Origin of the sequence: Zooshikella ganghwensis, assembly GCF_018263875.1 — a bacterium.
GTDB classification, from domain to species: Bacteria; Pseudomonadota; Gammaproteobacteria; order Pseudomonadales; family Zooshikellaceae; genus Zooshikella; species Zooshikella ganghwensis.
On sequence record NZ_JAEVHG010000006.1, the window covers coordinates 202306 to 222174 of the forward strand.

Here is a 19869-nt window from a genome sequence, read left to right on the forward strand (position 1 = left end):
AATCTCAGTAATTCGGTAACTGACTATGAGCATTATTGCTGAATATGGCCCCCTGTTATTGGGCATGGCCTGTCTTTTTGGTTTTTTCATGGCTTGGGGCGTTGGCGCTAATGATGTCGCTAATGCAATGGGGACATCAGTAGGCTCACGAGCCCTAACGGTAAAACAAGCAATTTTAATTGCTATGCTGTTTGAATTTGCTGGTGCTTATTTAGCTGGGGGATCTGTTACTGCAACTATTCGTAAAGGTATTGTTGATCCCAGTTTACCTGTTTTGGCTGAACAGCCTGAGCTTCTTGTTTTTGGCATGCTTGCCTCCCTTCTCGCCGCTGGCTGCTGGCTGCTGGTCGCATCACTAAAAGGCTGGCCTGTTAGTACGACACACTCCATCATAGGTGCCATTGTTGGCTTCGCAGCGGTAGGCATATCTGCAGATGTTGTTAACTGGGGGAAAGTAGGGACTATCGCAGCCAGCTGGGTAGTTTCGCCCCTCCTGTCAGGAACCATTGCATTTGGCCTCTTCACCAGTGTTCAAAAGCTTATTTTAAATAGAGAAAAGCCTTTTGAATGTGCCCAGAAGTTTGTCCCAATGTACATGTTTTTCACTGGCTTTATGATCGCAATGGTCACACTGGTTAAAGGTTTAAAGCATATTGGCCTAGACCTGTCGTATGGCCAAAGCTTCCTGGTGGCCCTGCTTTTTGGCTTAGCCGTCATGGCATTAGGTAAAGTGATTTTAAGTCGTATCAAACCTGACCCAAAGGCAGATCAAGACTTTCATTTTACCAGTGTTGAAAAATTATTTGCGGTTCTCATGGTTTTCACAGCTTGCTCCATGGCATTTGCCCATGGCTCTAATGATGTTGCTAACGCAGTAGGCCCGCTAGCCGCTATCTACAGCGTTATTAGCTCTTCAGGCCAAATACTTGCAAAAGCCAGCATGCCTTGGTGGATATTATTATTGGGTGGCCTGGGTATTGTCGCAGGACTTGCTACCTATGGTTACAAGGTCATGCAAACCATTGGTAAAAAAATCACTGAACTTACACCTAGCCGTGGTTTTGCCGCTGAACTGGCTGCTGCAACAACAGTAGTGTTGGCATCTGGAACAGGGCTTCCTGTTTCTACTACACATACACTAGTGGGTGCAGTGTTGGGTGTTGGCCTTGCCCGTGGTATTGGCGCACTTAACCTTCGAGTGATTGGCAGCATCATAATGTCTTGGGTCATCACTCTGCCAGCAGGTGCGTGTCTTGCTATTCTATTCTTCTTCATTCTGAAGGCTTTATTTAGCTAAGCGCTACCAGACCATTTCAATAGTAAACATAAAAAACCAGCCAGCTTTCTAAGTGGCTGGTTTTCTTTTAAGGTGTGCAATAATCATCATAAAAAGTTTTTGGAAATAACCATTATGAGCACACCTGTTCTTCCCCCTCTTCGTGATATGCTGGCAAGCCTTATTGCAATAAACTCCATTAGTAGTGCAAGCCCCCAGCTAGATCAATCAAATCAGCCTGTCATCCATCAGCTAGCCACCTGGTTTGAGCTGCTTGGGTTTAAGGTTGATTTAATGCCTGTGCATACAACTCACAGTAAAAAGCTCAATCTTATCGCCCGCTATGGTGAAGGGCATGGAGGGTTAGTGTTGGCAGGTCACACGGATACCGTACCCTGTGATGAACACCTGTGGCAAAGCAACCCATTTCAACTTACTGAGCGCGATAATGCCTACTTTGGTTTGGGTATCTGTGACATGAAAGGCTTTTTCCCTCTCATTTTAGAAGCGGTAAAACCTTTGTTATCCCAAAAGTTTCAATGCCCGCTTATTGTTGTAGCTACTGCTGATGAAGAGACCTCGATGGATGGCGCTAGAGCCTTAGTGGAAGCACAGCAGAAACTTGGCAGGTTTGCACTGATCGGTGAACCCACCAATATGAAGCCCATTAATATGCATAAGGGCATCATGATGGAACGGGTTGTTATCCATGGTTCATCAGGCCATTCAAGTGACCCTAGCCTGGGCAATAATGCCTTAGATGCCATGTATTATGTTTTGGGGGATCTAATTCAGTTTCGCCAGCAACTTGCTAAACAATTTAATAATCCACTGTTTACTGTACCATCTCCCACTATGAATCTTGGCTGTATCCATGGTGGTGACAACCCTAATCGGATTTGTGGCAGTTGCGAGCTGGCATTTGACCTAAGACCCCTGCCTGGGATGAGCACTGAAAACCTTCGTGAAAGTATTCAGAAAAGACTTGCCCTTATAGCTGAACAACATTCCATTGATATTGAATTCAATCCTTTATTTCCAAGCGTAGAAGCATTTGAAACCCCAGCACAAAGCCCTTTTGTGCAATATTGTCAACAACTCACTCAACATGAGGCGGAAAGCGTGGCTTTTGCTACTGAAGCCCCTTTCTTAAATGCCCTTGGTATGGATACAGTAGTGCTCGGCCCGGGAGATATTGCAAAAGCCCACCAACCAGATGAGTGTTTACCTTTATCGCGCATTAATCCTTTTATTAAAATTTTGCAGCGGCTAATCCACCACTACTGCATTACCTCACCAAATGTACAAACAACCTAGCCGCTAATACAAGAATCGGTATAATAATTTAGTTCGACGTTTGTTATACATAAACCGTATAGATGAGCCTGTTAGCATGGTAGATTTTTCTTCCCCTGAGTACATTCAGTTTTTTCGCCATTCTTCTCCCTACATAAATGCTCACCGAGGAAAAACCTTTGTGCTGATGTTAAGTGGGGAAGCCGTTCAAGATAACAACTTTGCTAATACCATTCACGATATAGCTTTACTGAATAGTTTAGGTGTACGTCTTGTCTTAGTCATTGGTGCTAGACCGCAAATTGATGAGCGACTAGCACATAGTAAAATCACATGCGCTTACTACAAAAATATTCGTGTTACAGATAAAAATATTTTGGAAATTGTAAAAGATGCTGTGGGTAACGTTCGCACCAAAACAGAAGCTATGCTATCTATGGGGCTGGCAAACTCGCCTATGCATAATGCCAGAATTCGCGTCATAAGCGGTAACTTTGTTACTGCTAAACCACTGGGTGTTTTGGATGGCATCGATTTTCAGCACACAGGAGAAGTGAGGCGAGTAGATCACGAAGTCATTCACCAGCAATTGGATCAAGGCTATGTTGTTTTACTAAACTGTCTTGGCTCATCCCCGACAGGCGAAGTATTTAATTTAGCGGCAGAAGATGTTGCCACTCAAACGGCAATAGCTTTAAAAGCTGAAAAACTTATCGCTTTTGGCAAAGCACAAGGTATTTATACTCATTCAGGACAGCTCTTAAAAGCAATGTCTCCTGCAAAAGCAAGAGAGGTCATTCAAACTCAAGAAAATGAAGAAGCTCTGCGACTTATGCAATCAGCGTTAGCAGCCTGTGCAGCTAATGTAAAACGCAGCCATATTATTAGTCACAGTATTGATGGTGCCTTATTACAGGAACTCTTTACACGAGATGGTTCAGGTACACTGATTACACATGCCGGTTATGAAGAAGTTAGGCAAGCTTCAATAGAAGACATTGGTGGTGTATTAGAATTAATTGAACCGTTGGAAGAGCAAGGCATATTAGTTCGCCGTTCCAGAAAGCAGCTGGAAAGAGAAATTAATCAGTTTATGCTAATAGAACGTGATGGAATGACCATTGGCTGTGCTTCCATCCATCCCTTTACAGATGATAGCGCTGAACTGGCCTGTTTCGCCATTCACTCTGACTATCGAGGCCAATCGCATGGTGATCAGTTGCTTACCTTTTGCGAAGAGTATGCGAATAGTCACGGCATTAAAAATTTGTTCGTGCTTACAACTCGAACAGCGCACTGGTTTCTAGAAAGAGGCTTCCAGCCCGCAAAAGTAGCAGACCTTCCAGAGGAAAAGCAGGCCCTTTACAACTTCCAAAGAAACTCGAAAGTATTCGTCAAAAAGTTAAAATAAAAAAATAGCCATCCCCTCCCTTGCAATTCCCTCAATAAATGGGAGGGGTAAAAATGAGTAGTGAAGGATAATTAAACAATCAAGTAGTGTATTCTTTATTCATATAAAAAATACAAAAATCAAGCTCTACGGAAGTTGTATTAAACTAATTCATAAATATGCACTTTTTTCCCAATTAATTTTACTTTTTTGCATTATTTTTTGGCATACTTTTTGAGTACACTGCACTATCGGTCGTCTATACTAATAAAGAGCCGAAGTAGCAGTTAAATGCTCCTTGACCATTGCTGCTGTATTGCTCACTACACGACACCTATATCATTGATGCATAAATTTCACTCCCACCATCCTTAGTTATAATAAGCTTTATCTAATAGGCACCTCTAACGCATTCCAGCTAACCTTCTTTAATCAATAAGTAACTATGCAGAAGATGACTTCAATCAATTTAGCTTTAAAAAAAGACTAGCTATCCATTTACACTTTGTGACATAATTCACACCACATTAATACATCACTTGTCTCTGACACAGATGTATTTGTCAGAAATGGTTTGTTTATCTCCAATGCAGCCCTCCCATGAGTATTTTTTCTACAAATATTCCAGGTTGGTTTTTTGCAAATTAATACGACAGGTTATTCCTAAAATAATAATTTCGAAAATTCATTGAAGAATAAATAGTTAAGCAATTAAATACTACAAAGTAAAAAAATAAGCTTAACTTTAAACAAGCCAAGTCAAGTGGAAATGGGCTAAACAATCTTTTGTTACTCATATAAGGAAGTAGAAATGAAACTAACTCAACCTCTTTTTCCTGTATCTCTACTCGCATTTGCCATTGCAACCCAAGCGGGTGCATCAGTAAGTGTTGATGAACAAAAAGCAGTGAGCGAATACTTAAATCGCTTCTATCAAAATACTCAAGAGGTCATGAATGAAGTTCCTGCTAAATACAATCTAGACGGTGAAAAAATAGAGCCAACTTCAGTTTTCACTAAAGAACAAATTGAGTCTAACGACTTTGTTTTAGAAAAAGATTTATTTAGAACAGATATTATTCGTCAACCATCCAGTGATAAAAAAAGCCGTAAAAAACGCTCACCTATTCAATACAATGATAACCCTGCACGACTAGTAGATAGTGGCAGCCAACTTATTAAAAACATCCACACAATGGATGCTAAAAAACTGCGTTCAGCCAAATTAGCTGAGCAACCTTGGTCTGATACTTACTGGCCTTTATATAAAGGTGCGCTGGGCGATCGTTATGGTGATCCAGGCTTAGGTTACCAAAATAACTGGTATGATTACTGGACATATGCTAACCAAACGAATCCACCACAAAACTACGTAAATAATGGCAATATTGATGCCCTATCTCCTTCTGAAAAATATGACTTGCTGGTAGGCGATAGCAATTACACATTAACAAAATCAATGTGGGATATGGGTAAAGGTTACTTTGACAACAATGGTAGTGTTGAGCGCTGGATGGGCTTATGTCATGGTTGGGCTGCAGCCGCTTATATGTTACCTCGCCCCAAAGACACAGTAACGGTAAAATCTGCTGATGGTGTAGATATTAAATTCTATCCTTCAGACATTAAAGCACTAGGTACACTGTTATGGGCAGAAGCATCACCCAGAACACGTTTTATTGGTGGCCGTTGTAATACCAAAAATCCAGATCAGGATGAAAATGGTCGCGTAAAAGATCAACAATGTTTTGATAACAATCCAGGTAGCTGGCACCAGTCTGTGGTCAACCAAATTGGTGTAAGTAAGCGTAGCTTTATCCTTGATGCTACTTATGACTACCAAGTATGGAATCAACCTGTTTATCAATACTCTTACACTTACTTTAACCCTGAAACAGGGAAAGCATTTAATAATGCAAAAGATGCCATGATTAAACTGGCTGACTTCAGCCGTGATAAGTTTAAGAGCTATCGTGGCAATGCTACTTATGTAGTAGGTGTTCAAATGAGCATGACCTACATGGTTGAAACCAGTGCAACACATCGCGCTACTGACTCTGCCCGTTATGATGGTAAAACCCGGGTTCGTTATACTTATGACCTAGAGTTAGATGCACAAGGCAATATCGTTGGTGGTGAATGGTATAACAATCGTCACCCTGACTTCTTGTGGACTCCAGGACCTGATGGTCGTGCAATGTCCATGTATAACCCAGGTGGCACATGGCAAAAAGGTCAGTCTATTCCTAACGAATGGAAAGCCTATGCTAACTATGTATCTCGCTATGACCAGCCACTAACCAGTATTGTAGAACAGCTGTTTAACTGGTCAGCAGGTCAATAATCACCTCTAGATTAATCCCTGCGAAAAAGGTATGGAGTTACTCCATACCTTTTCAACATTTCAATCTATATCCGCTAAAACAAAACTGTTCAGGATTTAATTTGCTACCCTTAAGCATATAAGCCATAGCTAGGTAGCAAGATGACAACTCAATACCTGATCAAGCGTGGTGATACATTAACCACAATCGCCAAAAAATATAATCTGTCATTATATCAGCTAATTGCAGCCAACCCTCACTTAGCCAAAAACCCTGACTTAATCTATGCCGGTGACACGCTTTTAATTCCGGATACTAATGAACAAGAAACTAACGTATCTAACGTAAAAACGACATCTGTTAATATTACCCCAATAAAAGCAAAACATACTTCAGAAACACAAATAAAAGCTTCTCCAGAAAATCATGCCGACTATTATCAAACCGCAGCGAATCAACTCGATGTAGACCGAGCGGCGGTAAAAGCAGTAGCAGATGTTGAGAGCTGTGGTAAAGCATTTATCGCTAAAGATAAACCTGCAATATTATTTGAAGCCCATATATTTAGCCGGTTAACCCAACATCAATACGATGAAGCTTATCCCCATTTATCATCGCGAAAATGGAATCCTAAGCTCTATAAAGGTGGCCTAAAGGAATACGATAGACTTGCTGAGGCTAAACTACTTAATGAAACAGAAGCATTAAAATCAGCCTCTTGGGGAAAGTTTCAAATCATGGGCTTTAATTACCAGCTTGCAGGATTTAAAACGGTAAATGACTTCGTTGCAGCTATGTGTAATAGTGAAGAAGCCCAGTTAATGGCATTCGTATCATTTATTCAAGCCCATAAATCTATGTTACAAGCTTTACGAAACCATGACTGGGCAAAATTTGCCAAGTGTTATAATGGCCCTGCCTATGCTAAAAATCGATATGATAGCAAACTTGCTGCGGCTTACCAGCAAGCATTAAGAGCTTAAAGCATACACATTACACGGTTTATTCTAATCACTATCAGTAAGCACGATAGTCTTGTGTTACAACATCAATATACTTAATTTTTTTAAATTGATACTGTAGAGTGGCACTTTGCGATCCTGTATAAGTTTTAAGAATGACTCGATTATTTCTAACGTCTATAATTGTTCCGGCTACCTTTTTATTATTTGTTAATTTCAAGTAGGCATTCCGACCAATATAGTTTTTAACATCTTCTACATTATCAAGTCTCTTTTTTATTTCTTTTTCTATTTCATACCCTTCAGCTTCAATTTCAGAGGTTGATAATATTGACGGTCTGGAAGTTGATTTACCGTCTTCTCCATCAGCTTTGTTGCTTGATGTACTGGTACTTGATGACCTGACAAAAAGAGGCTGAATGTATTCATTGTTTACCGAAACAAGAACATCTTTGAAAACCAGAATTTCTAATCCCTGCATAAAGTCTAAGGAACGTAAGTCGGCGCCATCATCAATATCAATATCAAAATTCAATACCCCGGAGTTTTTCATAAAATCTGTAAAGCGCTTATTAAAAGGCTCAGAAAGCTTAAGCTGGAACTCATCAAAGTAGTAATCAAATGAGGCAACGACGTGCTCAATACACTCGTTTTCCTTTAAGTTATGTGTGTCTTGACAATATTTCAGCCAACGCTTATTGAAAGAATCATCTCGATAAGTAAATCGGACACTTTGCAGCTCAGGTTCAATAAACATGAACTGTTGAGGAGTCAGGTTGGGTAAGTTGGCAAGCTTAGTTGCAAACTCAAAACTGAAAAAATTTCGTGTAGATACTTTAGCATTAAACTTTAACGCTTGATTGATCTGCTCATAATTATAACTGGCACTGACATCCATGGTCATTATGTTATAACCCATTTTCCGCAGTGCTTTGTTATCAATATTCAACACTTCATCAGTGACGTCAGCCTGACTTGGAAAGAATTCTTCTATCAGCTCTTCATTCAGCGGTAGCGAAATACCCTGCAGTGCCAATGTCAACGACTCAGGTATTTTTTTTGAGTTTGCTAAATCAAGGTTCAGAAAGTCCCAAATGGAAGGCAGTTTTAAGAGCGCTTTTTCAATTGTATATGTCTGTTTTTCCTCATAAGGATAAAGCTTAATATCATTAATTGCGATTTCACCATCAACTGTTGTAGATACATCCTTGTAATGTACTTGGACATAAGGAGATAACACACTAATAAACTTATCAACATTTTTCTTGACGGTGTACTCTACATAAAGCTTAGCCCCCACGATAACCGCAATAACTATACCGATTAAGAGACCAATTTTCTTACCCATTGTTAAGTATTCCCCAAATAAAACCTAGTATTGACACATGTTCAACAAACATGAGGTACGGATGCTTATTAATTAACCAAATCAAGCTCTGTTTGTTATGCATTACTTTCAGCAAAAAGGATTATTTAATTTACCTGATCCATACGGAGACTCTAACCCGTGTCCCATGTAAAGAGTTCAACTTATGCCCTATCTAAAGCATTGACAAAAAGCTGCAATAACACAAACCTTTTCATGTAAAAAACGGACTTTGAATGTTTCTACACCCTCTCACTACGACGTAAGTAAAACTCACCTTACACTATAACAGTCAAACTCTTCGGATATATTTCTGTGTCATTTTTTAGCAATAAAAACGTTAAAATCGCATCTTAGCAAGATACCGTATCGTGTTAAAGCAGCAACAGTCGTTTACTTTTTAACCGTCAAGCAAAGGCTATCGCTCACACTTCCTTTTATAAATGCCTCTAACATAAGAAGTTGTACATTTACTCAACTCACTTTTATTTAAGCAAAGGATCCTTAAAGAGCAATAGTCAGGACTTTTGTTATCGTCCTTTTATATGTTTAAGCTAGACTTGGTTCTTGCTCAGAACAGCCTTACTAAACCAACCAGTCACTCAGTACTTTATTCACACTGCACAGTTGCGTAAACTGGCCATATAAATCTAAATAATTATCTGTGTTGTGTAGGAGTGTATACCCAATGCCTGTTTATCGTTCCAAAACGTCAACCCATGGACGTAACATGGCTGGCGCCCGTGCCTTGTGGCGCGCCACAGGAATGAAAGATGATGACTTCAACAAGCCCATTATTGCTATTGCAAACTCTTTTACTCAATTTGTGCCTGGCCATGTCCACCTTAAAGACCTTGGTCAGCTTGTTGCCCAAGAAATAGAGAAAGCAGGTGGTGTAGCTAAAGAGTTTAATACCATCGCTGTCGATGACGGCATTGCTATGGGCCATGATGGTATGCTGTACAGCCTGCCTTCTCGGGAAATTATTGCCGACTCTGTTGAGTACATGTGCAATGCACATTGTGCAGACGCGCTTGTCTGTATCTCAAACTGCGACAAAATCACTCCCGGTATGTTAATGGCAGCGCTTCGCCTCAATATCCCCGTAGTTTTTGTTTCTGGTGGTCCAATGGAGGCAGGAAAAACTAAATTAGCCGACAAAATCATTAAACTCGATTTAGTTGATGCGATGGTAGCTGCTGCCGACCCAACAATAACGGATGAGCAAGCCGAAGCTTACGAACGGAGTGCCTGTCCCACTTGTGGATCTTGTTCTGGCATGTTTACCGCCAACTCAATGAACTGTTTGACGGAAGCGCTTGGCCTCTCGTTACCAGGCAATGGAACAACACTTGCAACCCATGCTGACAGGGAGCAGCTTTTTAAACGAGCGGGACAACTTATTGTTGAGATTACCAAGCGCTATTATGAGCAAAATGAAGAACGCTTTCTTCCTCGCCAAATCGCCACTAAAAAAGCTTTCGAAAATGCCATGACACTGGATATCGCCATGGGTGGTTCAACCAATACCATTCTTCACTTGCTTGCCGCTGCCCAGGAAGCTGAAGTCGACTTTACCATGACTGATATTGACCGGCTCTCACGTAAGGTTCCCCATTTATGTAAGGTGGCCCCTTCTACCCCTGATTATCACATTGAAGATGTTCACCGTGCAGGAGGTATCATGGCAATTTTAGGTGAGCTGGAAAAGGGTGGGTTGTTGCATGCCAATGTTGCTACAGTGCACTCGCCTACCCTAGGAGATGCCATCAACCAGTGGGATATCAAACGAACTCAGTCTCCTGAAGTGCATACCTTTTATTTAGCGGGACCTGCAGGTATTCCGACTCAACAAGCCTTCAGTCAGTCTTGTCGCTGGGATTCTCTAGACCTTGATCGTCAACATGGCTGCATTCGTAGTGTAGAGCATGCCTTCAGCCAAGAAGGTGGACTTGCCGTTCTCTTTGGTAACATTGCTGAAAATGGCTGTATTGTTAAAACAGCAGGCGTTGATCCCAGTATTTGGGTATTTGAAGGCCAAGCACGGATATTTGAAAGCCAGGATGCTGCGGTTAAAGGTATTTTGGAAGATCAAGTACAGGCAGGCGATGTGGTTATCATTCGCTATGAGGGTCCTCAAGGCGGACCAGGTATGCAGGAAATGCTGTATCCAACCAGCTATCTCAAATCAAAAGGTTTAGGTAAACAGTGTGCACTGCTGACTGATGGCCGGTTCTCTGGTGGTACCTCAGGATTATCGATTGGTCATGTATCACCTGAAGCTGCTGAAGGTGGAGCCATTGCCTTGGTTGAAGAGGGTGACAAGATTCTGATTGATATCCCTAACCGAGTTATATCGCTTCAAGTTGACAGTGCAACACTTGATGCGCGCCGCACCGCTATGGAAGAGCAAGGGCCAAGTGCCTGGCAACCGGCGACACCTCGTAAGCGCCGAGTATCAACAGCACTTAAAGCGTATGCTGCATTAGCCACCAGTGCAGATAAAGGGGGCGTTCGCAGTTTAGACCGCCTCAATCGGCGTTAACTAAGTTATAAAGCAACTATCTATAACGAAAACAACAATCTATCACGGGTCTCTCCAAGAGGCCCATGTTTTAAACCTTCAGCAAACGCGTTAATCACATCTAGCCAGTTACAGTTCACCATGAATAGAATAGTTATTCCGCTGTGATCCGCTGCCATACCTGATAGCTGTAATCTAGTGCCTGAGGCTCATAGTGATTGGCTTGCTCACTCAGCATTTTCCACTCATCTTCAGACCACTCAGGAAAAACAGCATCCCCCGTAAACTCTTTGTGGATTTGGGTTAAGTAAAGTCGTGTCGACTTTGGTAATGCCTGACGATAAATTTCCCCTCCGCCAATAATCACTACTTCATCAACGCCATTAATAAAAGCAATGTTTTCTGCAAGTGATAACGCTTCTTCTAAGCTGTGAGCAACCTGGACTCCCTCATGCTGGTACTCTTGATCGCGAGTGATCACAATATTACTTCGACCTGGTAATGGGCGCCCCAATGACACGAATGTTTTACGCCCCATTATGATAGGTTTTCCCATTGTGACATGCTTGAAGTACTTAAGCTCTCCTGGAATGTACCAAGGAAGCTTACCATTGATTCCAATAACACGATTTGCTGCCAAAGCAGCAATCATAGCAACCTGCATAGAGGATCTCTCAAGCGAAAACAGACTAGAAGAAAAAAACGAACACTATCAGGTGATGGTTGAAAAGGCTACCGTCTGATTATTTTTGTAGACATCATTAGTTACACTTGCTAAGCGTTGCAGTAAAACTTTACTTGAGACTGGCCAGGAAACACTTCCCGCAAGCACCCCAATGCTGAACAAGTAACGTTGGTTGAGTGGTTTAGGCATCTGGTTAATCATTTTATCTGCAATATGACACGCTGCTGCGGCAGGAGTCTCTGGCAGTAACATAAAAACATTTCCCGCATCATCATAAAAAATCCAGTCGCTGGCTCGCGTGATTATGCTATTTAACACTCCAGCCAGCTCAGTATGGATAGACTCGACCTCATCTTTATCAAACTTTCGTCTGTCATGAGGAGTTACCATGAGCTTGAGAAGTGCTAATGGTGCTCCGCTTCGGGAACTTCGCTTAACTTCAGCATTAACAACACCTGACAAGTGCTCATGACTAATCCATCCTGTCACAGGATGAGTTTCGGTCAAACAAAGTTGTTTTTCTGTATATTGAGGCGCATGTTGTTGATGGCTTAACAGGCGATATTGTTTATGCTGAATCCAGAAAATAGCCACCATTCCTAACCAGTACGCCAGCAACAAGCCAGACAGCCAATAATTCGTTTCTCCGCCTTGAAGCCAAAGTGCCACCAAGGGAGGAAATAACAAGCAGGTTTGATAACCCATGGTCAGCAAACCACTAAACGTATAGAGCACACAACTTGCAGAAATAAATCCAGCTGTCGCGGCTAATAGTGCCACAGCCAAGCTTTGAAAGGCATGGCTGGATAGCGCAATTGCAGTCATCCCTCCCCACAACAACCCACTAAATAAAATACAGCAATAGACCCCACATACCCATGCCAGCGGGTAGTGAAGATACCAACGAGCAAAATTATGAACTAAAGAAAAGCGGACAGAAGCTAATAACACTAGGCAAACAGTCATCAGCGAGGTAAGTAAAGGCACGTGTTGCAGTAAATTACCCCACAATACAATTGCTACCCATATTAACAGATACAACCATGTTCCTACTTTAGCGTTTTGCGCTAATACTTCGTGCTCATCCGAGTTAAACGAAAAGGAATGCAGCGACAGTGTGTTGGAATTCATAACCAACCTTTAATTAACCACTATTATTTTAGCTTTATCCATATCTATTAATGTTGCAAATAAAAATAGACTCAAGATAGAAGTTTACACGAAACATATAAGTGACAACGACGCTGATAACCGCGCTTTTTAGTGATTTCAACACGGTTAGCTAAGAAGGTGAACAATAGCTGTAATAGTTAAAATGCCCATCCCCCACTCAATGATAAAGTGCGTTATCAAACTAACGTTTCATAGCAAAGTAGTCATTTCTTTGCATAACATCACGCAATGAGCATTAATAAACATGACTATTCGCAAATTCATTCGTTATTCGAATTGATTTTTACAAATGACTTTTTATTATCGACCTCCTCAACCTCATGTAACGGAGAAGTTTAAATGGCATCAGGGTCCAAAAAGGTCATCATCGCAGCGCTAATCGGTAATGGACTTGTAGCAATCACTAAGTTTGTTGCCTCAGTAATGACTGGCAGCTCTGCCATGTTCTCTGAAGCCATTCACTCTGTGGTGGATAGCGGCAATCAAGTACTTTTGCTTTTTGGTCTCAAACAAGCAGAAAAACCTGCCAGTGAAGACTTTCCATTTGGACATGGAAAAGAAATCTATTTTTGGAGTTTTGTCGTTGCAATTTTAATTTTTGCGGTAGGAGCAGGTATATCTATTTATGAGGGTATTCATCATTTAATGAACCCAAGCCCACTCGAAAATGTATCGGTCAACTATATCGTGTTAACCCTAGCACTGATATTTGAAGGTGTAGCGTGGTATATGGCTTGGAAAGAGTTTAAACATACCCGAGGCAATAACTCACTTTTTAAAGCAGTACACCAAGCTAAGGACCCTTCCGTTTTTGTCGTTTTATTCGAAGACAGTGCAGCAATGCTTGGTCTGATCATAGCCTTTATCGGAATTGCCCTAGGACACCTTACAGGTAATCCAGTTTATGATGGTATTGCCTCTATTTTGATTGGCTGTATATTAGCAGGTACAGCGGCCTGGTTAGCGTATGAGACCAAGAGCCTGTTAATCGGTGAGAGTGCAAAACCTGCAACTCGTCGAGGTATACGTGAATTACTCGTAAACCAGCCCAACGTAGAGCATGTTAATGAAATTGCTACTATGCATATGGGACCAAATTTTATCCTTGCAACGATTAGTTTAGACTTTGAAGATCAAACACCCGCGGGCATCGTAGAAAAAACCATTGCCCACCTTGACTGCCAAATTAAAACTCAGTACCCACTTGTTAAGCGTGTATTTATAGAAGTGAAATCCCGAAAAGATATGGTTATTGATGAGATAAAATCTTTTTAATGTTAGCCTCAGTTAACAGGTTATAACCACGCGCCATAGAATATCGTTTCGCATTTCGATATTCTATGGCGCGCGATTAATGACTCACTTATTGAATCGTAGAAAATTTCTCACTACACCAGTGATTAAGTATATTCACTAGAACATTCTGAGAATAAGGCTTATAAATAATATCATCGTATAATTCATTATTAACAATAAGCTCTTGTTGACGGTCACTAGGTACTAAACCAACAACGGGTACATCCTGAGAGAATAACCGTTTTAACTCATCCACCATTGGCACAGTACTTTTGGACTTTAATAATATATCCAACATAATGATATCGTAATTAAATTGACGTGCCTGCTGTATCAACTGTTCCTTACAATCAACAGCAGTTACATTACACCCAAGTTTTTTTAGCAGTGTTTTGATAACTAATTGATGTGAATAGCTATCTTCAGCTACTAAAATATTGATATTTCCTGGCTGATGGCCTGAGTTAATCAACACTGTTTCTGACCCATCATTTAACATTTCACGTGTTACCAACACATCAGGCTCTGATAACAGCACTTTACCCAATAACTGGAGCAATAAGCGTGAACGTGCTGGTTTTAGTAAATACCCAGAAAATCCTGCTCTTTTAAGGTCTTCAATATTACGCTGATAGTCTGCCGTAGTTAGCATAACCAATTTAGTTTTTGCAATAACAGGATCATTTTTAATACCTCTACCCAACATTTCGCCATCCATTGCCGGCATTTTATAATCCAACAGCGCAATATCATAGGGGTGTTTACCTAGCGCCTGCTGAGTTATTTTTTCTAATGCTTCTGTCGCTGTTCTAGCAATATCACAAACCATACCCCATCTATTTAGTAAACGCTCTAACAACTCACAGTTCTCTGTAACATCATCAACAATCAAGACACGGACGCCTTGTAAATCAACCTTATTTCTTACTTTAATAGGTACACCTGGTGCCAATGGCAAACAAAGCCTAACAGCAACTTCACCATATTTTGTTTCTGTCAGCTCCCCATGCAATTGTTTCACTAATTCACTTGCAACCGCCAAGTAGAGATTTGTCATTTGCATTCCAATACATTTCATGTCCTCTTTAGTCTGTTTTGGACTGCAAACTTTGACTAATAATGTGACACAATCAATTTGCTGACTGATCAATTGTGTATTAATACAAATTTCTCTATGCTTCCTAAGGCTATGTAGTGCAATGGCTAAATTATAGATGACCTGTTGAATTCTCTTAAAGTCACCTTTAACTGGCCCAGGAATATCATCAGCATATACAATCGAAACAGATACAGGCTGTTCATTAATCCTATAAGTCAATTGGTCTGCAACCATTTCAATAACTTGGTAAAAGTCAAACTCAACATAATTAATATTAATTTGACCTGATTTGATTTTACCATAATCAGTTACTTCGGAAGCGAGCCTATATAACTTTTCGCTAGCCGAATAAATAGCCTTGACAGATAATCTTTCTAGTTCTTCCAGTTTATTTGCTTGCAACAAAGAGGTCATTGCCATTATGTTATTAACTGGCTCTTTCATTTCTAAGCCAAGGTTAACAAGTAGTCCTGCTTCACTTTTTTGACACTCTTTTACTGATTGGCACATTGAGTTAAGTTGGGACTTGGACCTTTGTAATTTTTTATTCGACTGCCAAAGATGTATATTTTCTTTATTTTTATCTGCAAGCATTTTTTTAAAAATTTGCATTTTAAATATCACTTCCAAGAAAGCACCTATTAATGGGATTACAAATGCCGTTGCAGTCAAAATTTTTGCTATCACATGGTGTTGGTGGTAAGAAACCACACTCCCAAAAGCAATATGTAACTGTGCAGAAAAAATAGGAAAAAGAAATAAAAGTACACTTTGTACAAAAAAGCTGCGCTTACGCTCTCTGACAAAGTTTATTAAAAGAACACCACCTATAACACACATAATAACGGGTGCTAATTCTATAACGATATTGAGTACAGCAGTCCCTGCTTCAGCATCTGTTATCGCTCTTGTCGATGTCAAATACCTCTGTTGCAGAATAAAACCAATATAAGTAGCAAATAGAGCATAGAGCAATACAATCAACCATTGTCTTCGAGCATACAACTGCCACTTAATTATAATCGAAGCAACAATGATGATAGATAGCGCATGTATTTTCCCAATAGTCCAAGCAATGTTAAAGAGTTTATCTGTTAGCTGACCATGGAGTAATGATACCTGGTAATCAAAAAAAACATCAACAATCGCTACACAAACAACGGCTAAAGCAAGAATAAATATTGTCGTAACATTCTCCAGTGAAGCAAGAAGGCACACAAATGAACACATCAATAGAGCACACAATAAAGCGACCCACGATAATGCAAAATGACCTGAATGTTCCCCAAAGCTGCTCAGCCACTCAAAAAAAGTTAAACTTACTAAATCCGTCGTAAATCCATTCCCTACTGTAAATAATAATAAAAGTGGTAAAAATGAATAACCGATGACACTTATTGAAAACCATAAGCTTATATAACGACTTATTGGCCACTTGGAGGTTAAAATAGAGCGATATTTAACATCATTCATCCACACTGCTTGATCCCTTTTGGTTGAGCTGTCCCAATTTTCAATATTATTATGATTATATTTCATATTATAAAAGCATATGCTCTTTACAGCTTGTCAATATCCAAACAAGCATATTCACTATACAGTAACACAGCTTAAATCCCAAAATGAGGGTTTAACTGTTTGAAACTCAGTTTTAAAAATAACTTATGGACACCTCTAAAATGCACTTTTTCGTGATAGCTGGGTCAGCACTGCACTCTGATCATCATGTCTTCCTTATACACTGTGACCCTATGTGCAATGCTTCCTTGCTCTTGCAAGAAAGTCACTATTTTTAGAGATACTCTCATATTTAAACCTGAATTCAGCTTAAAGCGTTAGTCTACTTTTACAATAAATGGCATACCTCAGGTAGAGTATATTATGTATTAAATGGGTGGGAGCTAACTTATGAAAGCTGTGTGGAATGGTGCTACACTGGCAGAAAGTAATGAAACAATCATTGTTGAAGGCAACCATTATTTCCCACCTTCATCCATTAAAACTGGTTTTTTTACTGTAAGTCACACACAAACAGACTGTCCATGGAAAGGAGTAGCCCACTATTTTCACATAAAAGTTGAAGATAAAATAAACGAAGATGCTGCCTGGTCATATCCTGACCCTAAGCCTGCAGCAAAAAAAATTAAACATTATATTGCCTTTTGGCACGGGGTAGTAATCACACGTTAACCACTGAACCTACATAATACTAATGTAAGTGTCACGTTATTGCGGCAAACTAATAAACCTTATCTATACTGGTCAAGAACCCAGATAGCTGAAACCATGATAATAATGGAGAAAAAAATGAAACCATCCGTAAAAAGCAGGACGCTAGGACTCTTTGTTTTTTTACCTATATTTCTAACTGGCTGTGCAACAAATGGCCCATGGCACGAAGATTGGCGTAATTGTGCATTAGTAGGTGGTGGCCTGGGAGCTGTTGCTGGATCATCTGCAGATGATGGCGAGGCCGCTGCCGTTGGAGCACTAGGTGGTGCATTATTAGGGGGATTTTTCTGCTCAATGATTGAGCATGATACAGACGATGATGGCGTCGTTGACAGTAAAGATAAATGCCCAGCAACACCACGTGGCGTTAAAGTAGACTACAACGGTTGTCCAGTAGATTCAGATAATGATGGTGTTCCAGATTATCGTGACCAGTGTCCAAATACACCTTTAAATACTCAAGTTGACAACAGAGGTTGTACATTAGACTCAGACAATGATGGCGTAGCTAATATGAAAGATCATTGTCCAAATACACCTCCTGGAGTACAAGTTAATGCTATTGGTTGCTCCGAGGCACTAGCACTTAAAGGTGTTCAGTTTGAGTTTAATTCTGCCCGGTTAACTGGTACATCTCATGAGTATCTATCAAAAGTTGCCGAAAAACTCCGCCTACACAAAAATACCAAATTAGAAGTATCTGGACATACGGATAATGTAGGCAGTAATCGCTACAATATGCGTCTTTCACAGCGCCGCGCTGAAGCTGTTCGTAACTTCCTCGTTTCCCGTGGAGTTAATGGTAACAACCTCAGAGCGGTAGGCTATGGAGAAGAAAAACCAATTACCAGTAATAGTACCGAAGCTGGCCGAGCTATGAATCGCCGTGTAGAACTTAATGTCATAGATCAATAGTCAAGCAAGACAAAAAAAGAACACCCATCATATGATGGGTGTTCTTTTAAAACTTAACCGTGTTGTCCAACAATTAATATTTATAACCATACCGAAAGTTATAAATATCAGCTTTTTGGTGGAGAAGCAGGCAACCGACTCGCTTGTAAACTCTCTTTGATTCGTTTTAAGTGCTTCTGAAAGTCAACACCCCGCTTTAACGTCACGCCTGTTGCTAACACATCCAATACCGTTAAATGAATAATACGAGAAGACATCGGCATATATATATCGGTATCTTCTTGAACAATGACATCAATTGTTAACGAGCATTCCTTAGCCAAATAAGAGTTTGGTGCCGTAATACCAATTACAGTTGCACCACTTTCACGTGCAATTTTAGCAATCTCAACCAGTTCTCGCGTTCTACCTGTATAAGAAATGATAACAATGACATCACCTGTGTTGGCTACTGATGCCATCATTCGCATCATCAATACATCATCATAAGCCATGACGGGAATATTGAAGCGGAAAAACTTATGCTGAGCATCCATCGCAACTGGACCTGACGCACCAAGTCCTAAAAAGCTAATTTGCTTGGCTTGAATCAAAAAATCCACAGCTCGATTTATTACCGACGCATCCATAGACTGACGTGCAGCATCTAGACAAGCCATATTCGTTGTAAAAATTTTCTGGGTATATTCTTCAGCCGTGTCATCAATTTCAACGCTACGGCTAACATAAGGTGTACCGCTAGCCAAACTTTGCGCTAACTGCAATTTGAAATCCGGATAACCTTTAGCATCAAAGCTGCGACAAAAGCGATTAACTGTTGGCTCACTAACGCTTGCCGCTTGTGCGAGTGCAGCAATACTATAACGCGTAGCAGACTGCGGATCTTTCAAAATGACATCAGCCACTTTGCGCTCAGAACGATTCAATTGTTCAAGGTTATCGCGTATCCGCTCTAATAGGTTGGATGACTGACTGGGTAGGGTCATAAGTAAATACAGATTTTGTTTAATTTACTAAATACTAGATGCTCCACCACGCAAACGACAGCAAACATAATCACTTATCTATACATATGAGACGCTCAGCAAAATAAGCACGCATTGCTGAACTGCAGCATAATTAAGGATATAACACTATCTACTTTTGCCAGGCAGTGGATATGAATGCAGCTATGATAGCTTGAAGCCTATGCTTAAGCTACTTAACAATCAACACAATAGGGTAATTACACCACAACATGCCAATATGTAGTAAACTTTACAAAAAAATTTGCAAAAACACCATCAAAAAACTAAAATTCAATCAATCCTGTAATTTTATAACAACATATA

Annotated in this window: 14 protein-coding genes; 9 read left to right on the plus strand and 5 right to left on the minus strand. The window is 40.3% G+C overall.

Annotated elements, in window-relative coordinates; translation table 11 throughout:
* Positions 1-25: 25 nt before the first annotated feature.
* The 5 genes from KHS79_RS11300 to KHS79_RS11320 all read left to right on the plus strand — a co-directional run bounded on the left by KHS79_RS11300 (position 26) and on the right by KHS79_RS11320 (position 7269).
* Complete coding sequence (locus KHS79_RS11300) at positions 26-1297, plus strand: inorganic phosphate transporter (RefSeq protein WP_094785942.1); 1272 nt, start codon at positions 26-28, stop codon at positions 1295-1297.
* A gap of 114 nt (positions 1298-1411) precedes the next feature.
* Positions 1412-2593: an acetylornithine deacetylase gene (gene argE, locus KHS79_RS11305; RefSeq protein ID WP_212718983.1), complete on the plus strand. Its 1182-nt coding sequence runs from the start codon at positions 1412-1414 to the stop codon at positions 2591-2593.
* A 76-nt stretch (positions 2594-2669) separates the two neighbouring features.
* The gene (gene argA / locus KHS79_RS11310; protein ID WP_027707157.1) at positions 2670-3983 is read left to right on the plus strand and encodes an amino-acid N-acetyltransferase; all 1314 of its coding nucleotides are present in this window, start codon (positions 2670-2672) and stop codon (positions 3981-3983) included.
* A 790-nt stretch (positions 3984-4773) separates the two neighbouring features.
* Positions 4774-6306, plus strand: coding sequence for a hypothetical protein (locus KHS79_RS11315; RefSeq protein ID WP_212718985.1), 1533 nt, complete (start codon positions 4774-4776; stop codon positions 6304-6306).
* 141 nt (positions 6307-6447) lie between these two features.
* Complete coding sequence (locus KHS79_RS11320; protein WP_212718987.1) at positions 6448-7269, plus strand: LysM peptidoglycan-binding domain-containing protein; 822 nt, start codon at positions 6448-6450, stop codon at positions 7267-7269.
* Positions 7270-7303: 34 nt separating this feature from the next.
* Here the strand turns inward: KHS79_RS11320 and KHS79_RS11325 are convergent, their stop codons facing one another.
* Positions 7304-8596, minus strand: coding sequence for a hypothetical protein (locus KHS79_RS11325; protein WP_212718989.1), 1293 nt, complete (start codon positions 8594-8596; stop codon positions 7304-7306).
* A 706-nt stretch (positions 8597-9302) separates the two neighbouring features.
* On the opposite strand from KHS79_RS11325, the gene ilvD reads away from it, so the two are divergent.
* Entirely contained in the window at positions 9303-11159 is a 1857-nt protein-coding gene (ilvD, locus tag KHS79_RS11330; protein WP_212718990.1) for a dihydroxy-acid dehydratase, read from the plus strand.
* Between the two features lie 133 nt (positions 11160-11292).
* Here ilvD and KHS79_RS11335 read toward each other — a convergent pair whose 3' ends face one another.
* Together KHS79_RS11335 and KHS79_RS11340 are read right to left on the minus strand one after the other, a co-directional pair.
* A complete protein-coding gene (locus tag KHS79_RS11335) occupies positions 11293-11802 on the minus strand; it encodes a dihydrofolate reductase (protein ID WP_212718992.1) in 510 nt (169 codons plus the stop codon).
* Between the two features lie 48 nt (positions 11803-11850).
* Complete coding sequence (locus tag KHS79_RS11340) at positions 11851-12954, minus strand: hypothetical protein (RefSeq protein WP_212718994.1); 1104 nt, start codon at positions 12952-12954, stop codon at positions 11851-11853.
* Between the two features lie 381 nt (positions 12955-13335).
* On the opposite strand from KHS79_RS11340, the gene KHS79_RS11345 reads away from it, so the two are divergent.
* Positions 13336-14271 (plus strand): cation diffusion facilitator family transporter, encoded by a 936-nt coding sequence (locus KHS79_RS11345; protein WP_212718996.1) that lies wholly within the window; start codon positions 13336-13338, stop codon positions 14269-14271.
* 88 nt (positions 14272-14359) lie between these two features.
* Here KHS79_RS11345 and KHS79_RS11350 read toward each other — a convergent pair whose 3' ends face one another.
* Positions 14360-16864 (minus strand): response regulator, encoded by a 2505-nt coding sequence (locus tag KHS79_RS11350; RefSeq protein ID WP_212718998.1) that lies wholly within the window; start codon positions 16862-16864, stop codon positions 14360-14362.
* A 435-nt stretch (positions 16865-17299) separates the two neighbouring features.
* Here KHS79_RS11350 and KHS79_RS11355 point away from each other — a divergent pair, with 435 nt between their 5' ends.
* The gene (locus KHS79_RS11355; protein WP_027707150.1) at positions 17300-17581 is read left to right on the plus strand and encodes a DUF427 domain-containing protein; all 282 of its coding nucleotides are present in this window, start codon (positions 17300-17302) and stop codon (positions 17579-17581) included.
* Between the two features lie 117 nt (positions 17582-17698).
* Complete coding sequence (locus KHS79_RS11360; RefSeq protein ID WP_027707149.1) at positions 17699-18538, plus strand: OmpA family protein; 840 nt, start codon at positions 17699-17701, stop codon at positions 18536-18538.
* Between the two features lie 107 nt (positions 18539-18645).
* On the opposite strand, the gene KHS79_RS11365 is transcribed toward KHS79_RS11360, so the two are convergent.
* The gene (locus KHS79_RS11365) at positions 18646-19524 is read right to left on the minus strand and encodes a MurR/RpiR family transcriptional regulator (RefSeq protein WP_027707148.1); all 879 of its coding nucleotides are present in this window, start codon (positions 19522-19524) and stop codon (positions 18646-18648) included.
* Positions 19525-19869 lie beyond the last annotated feature (345 nt).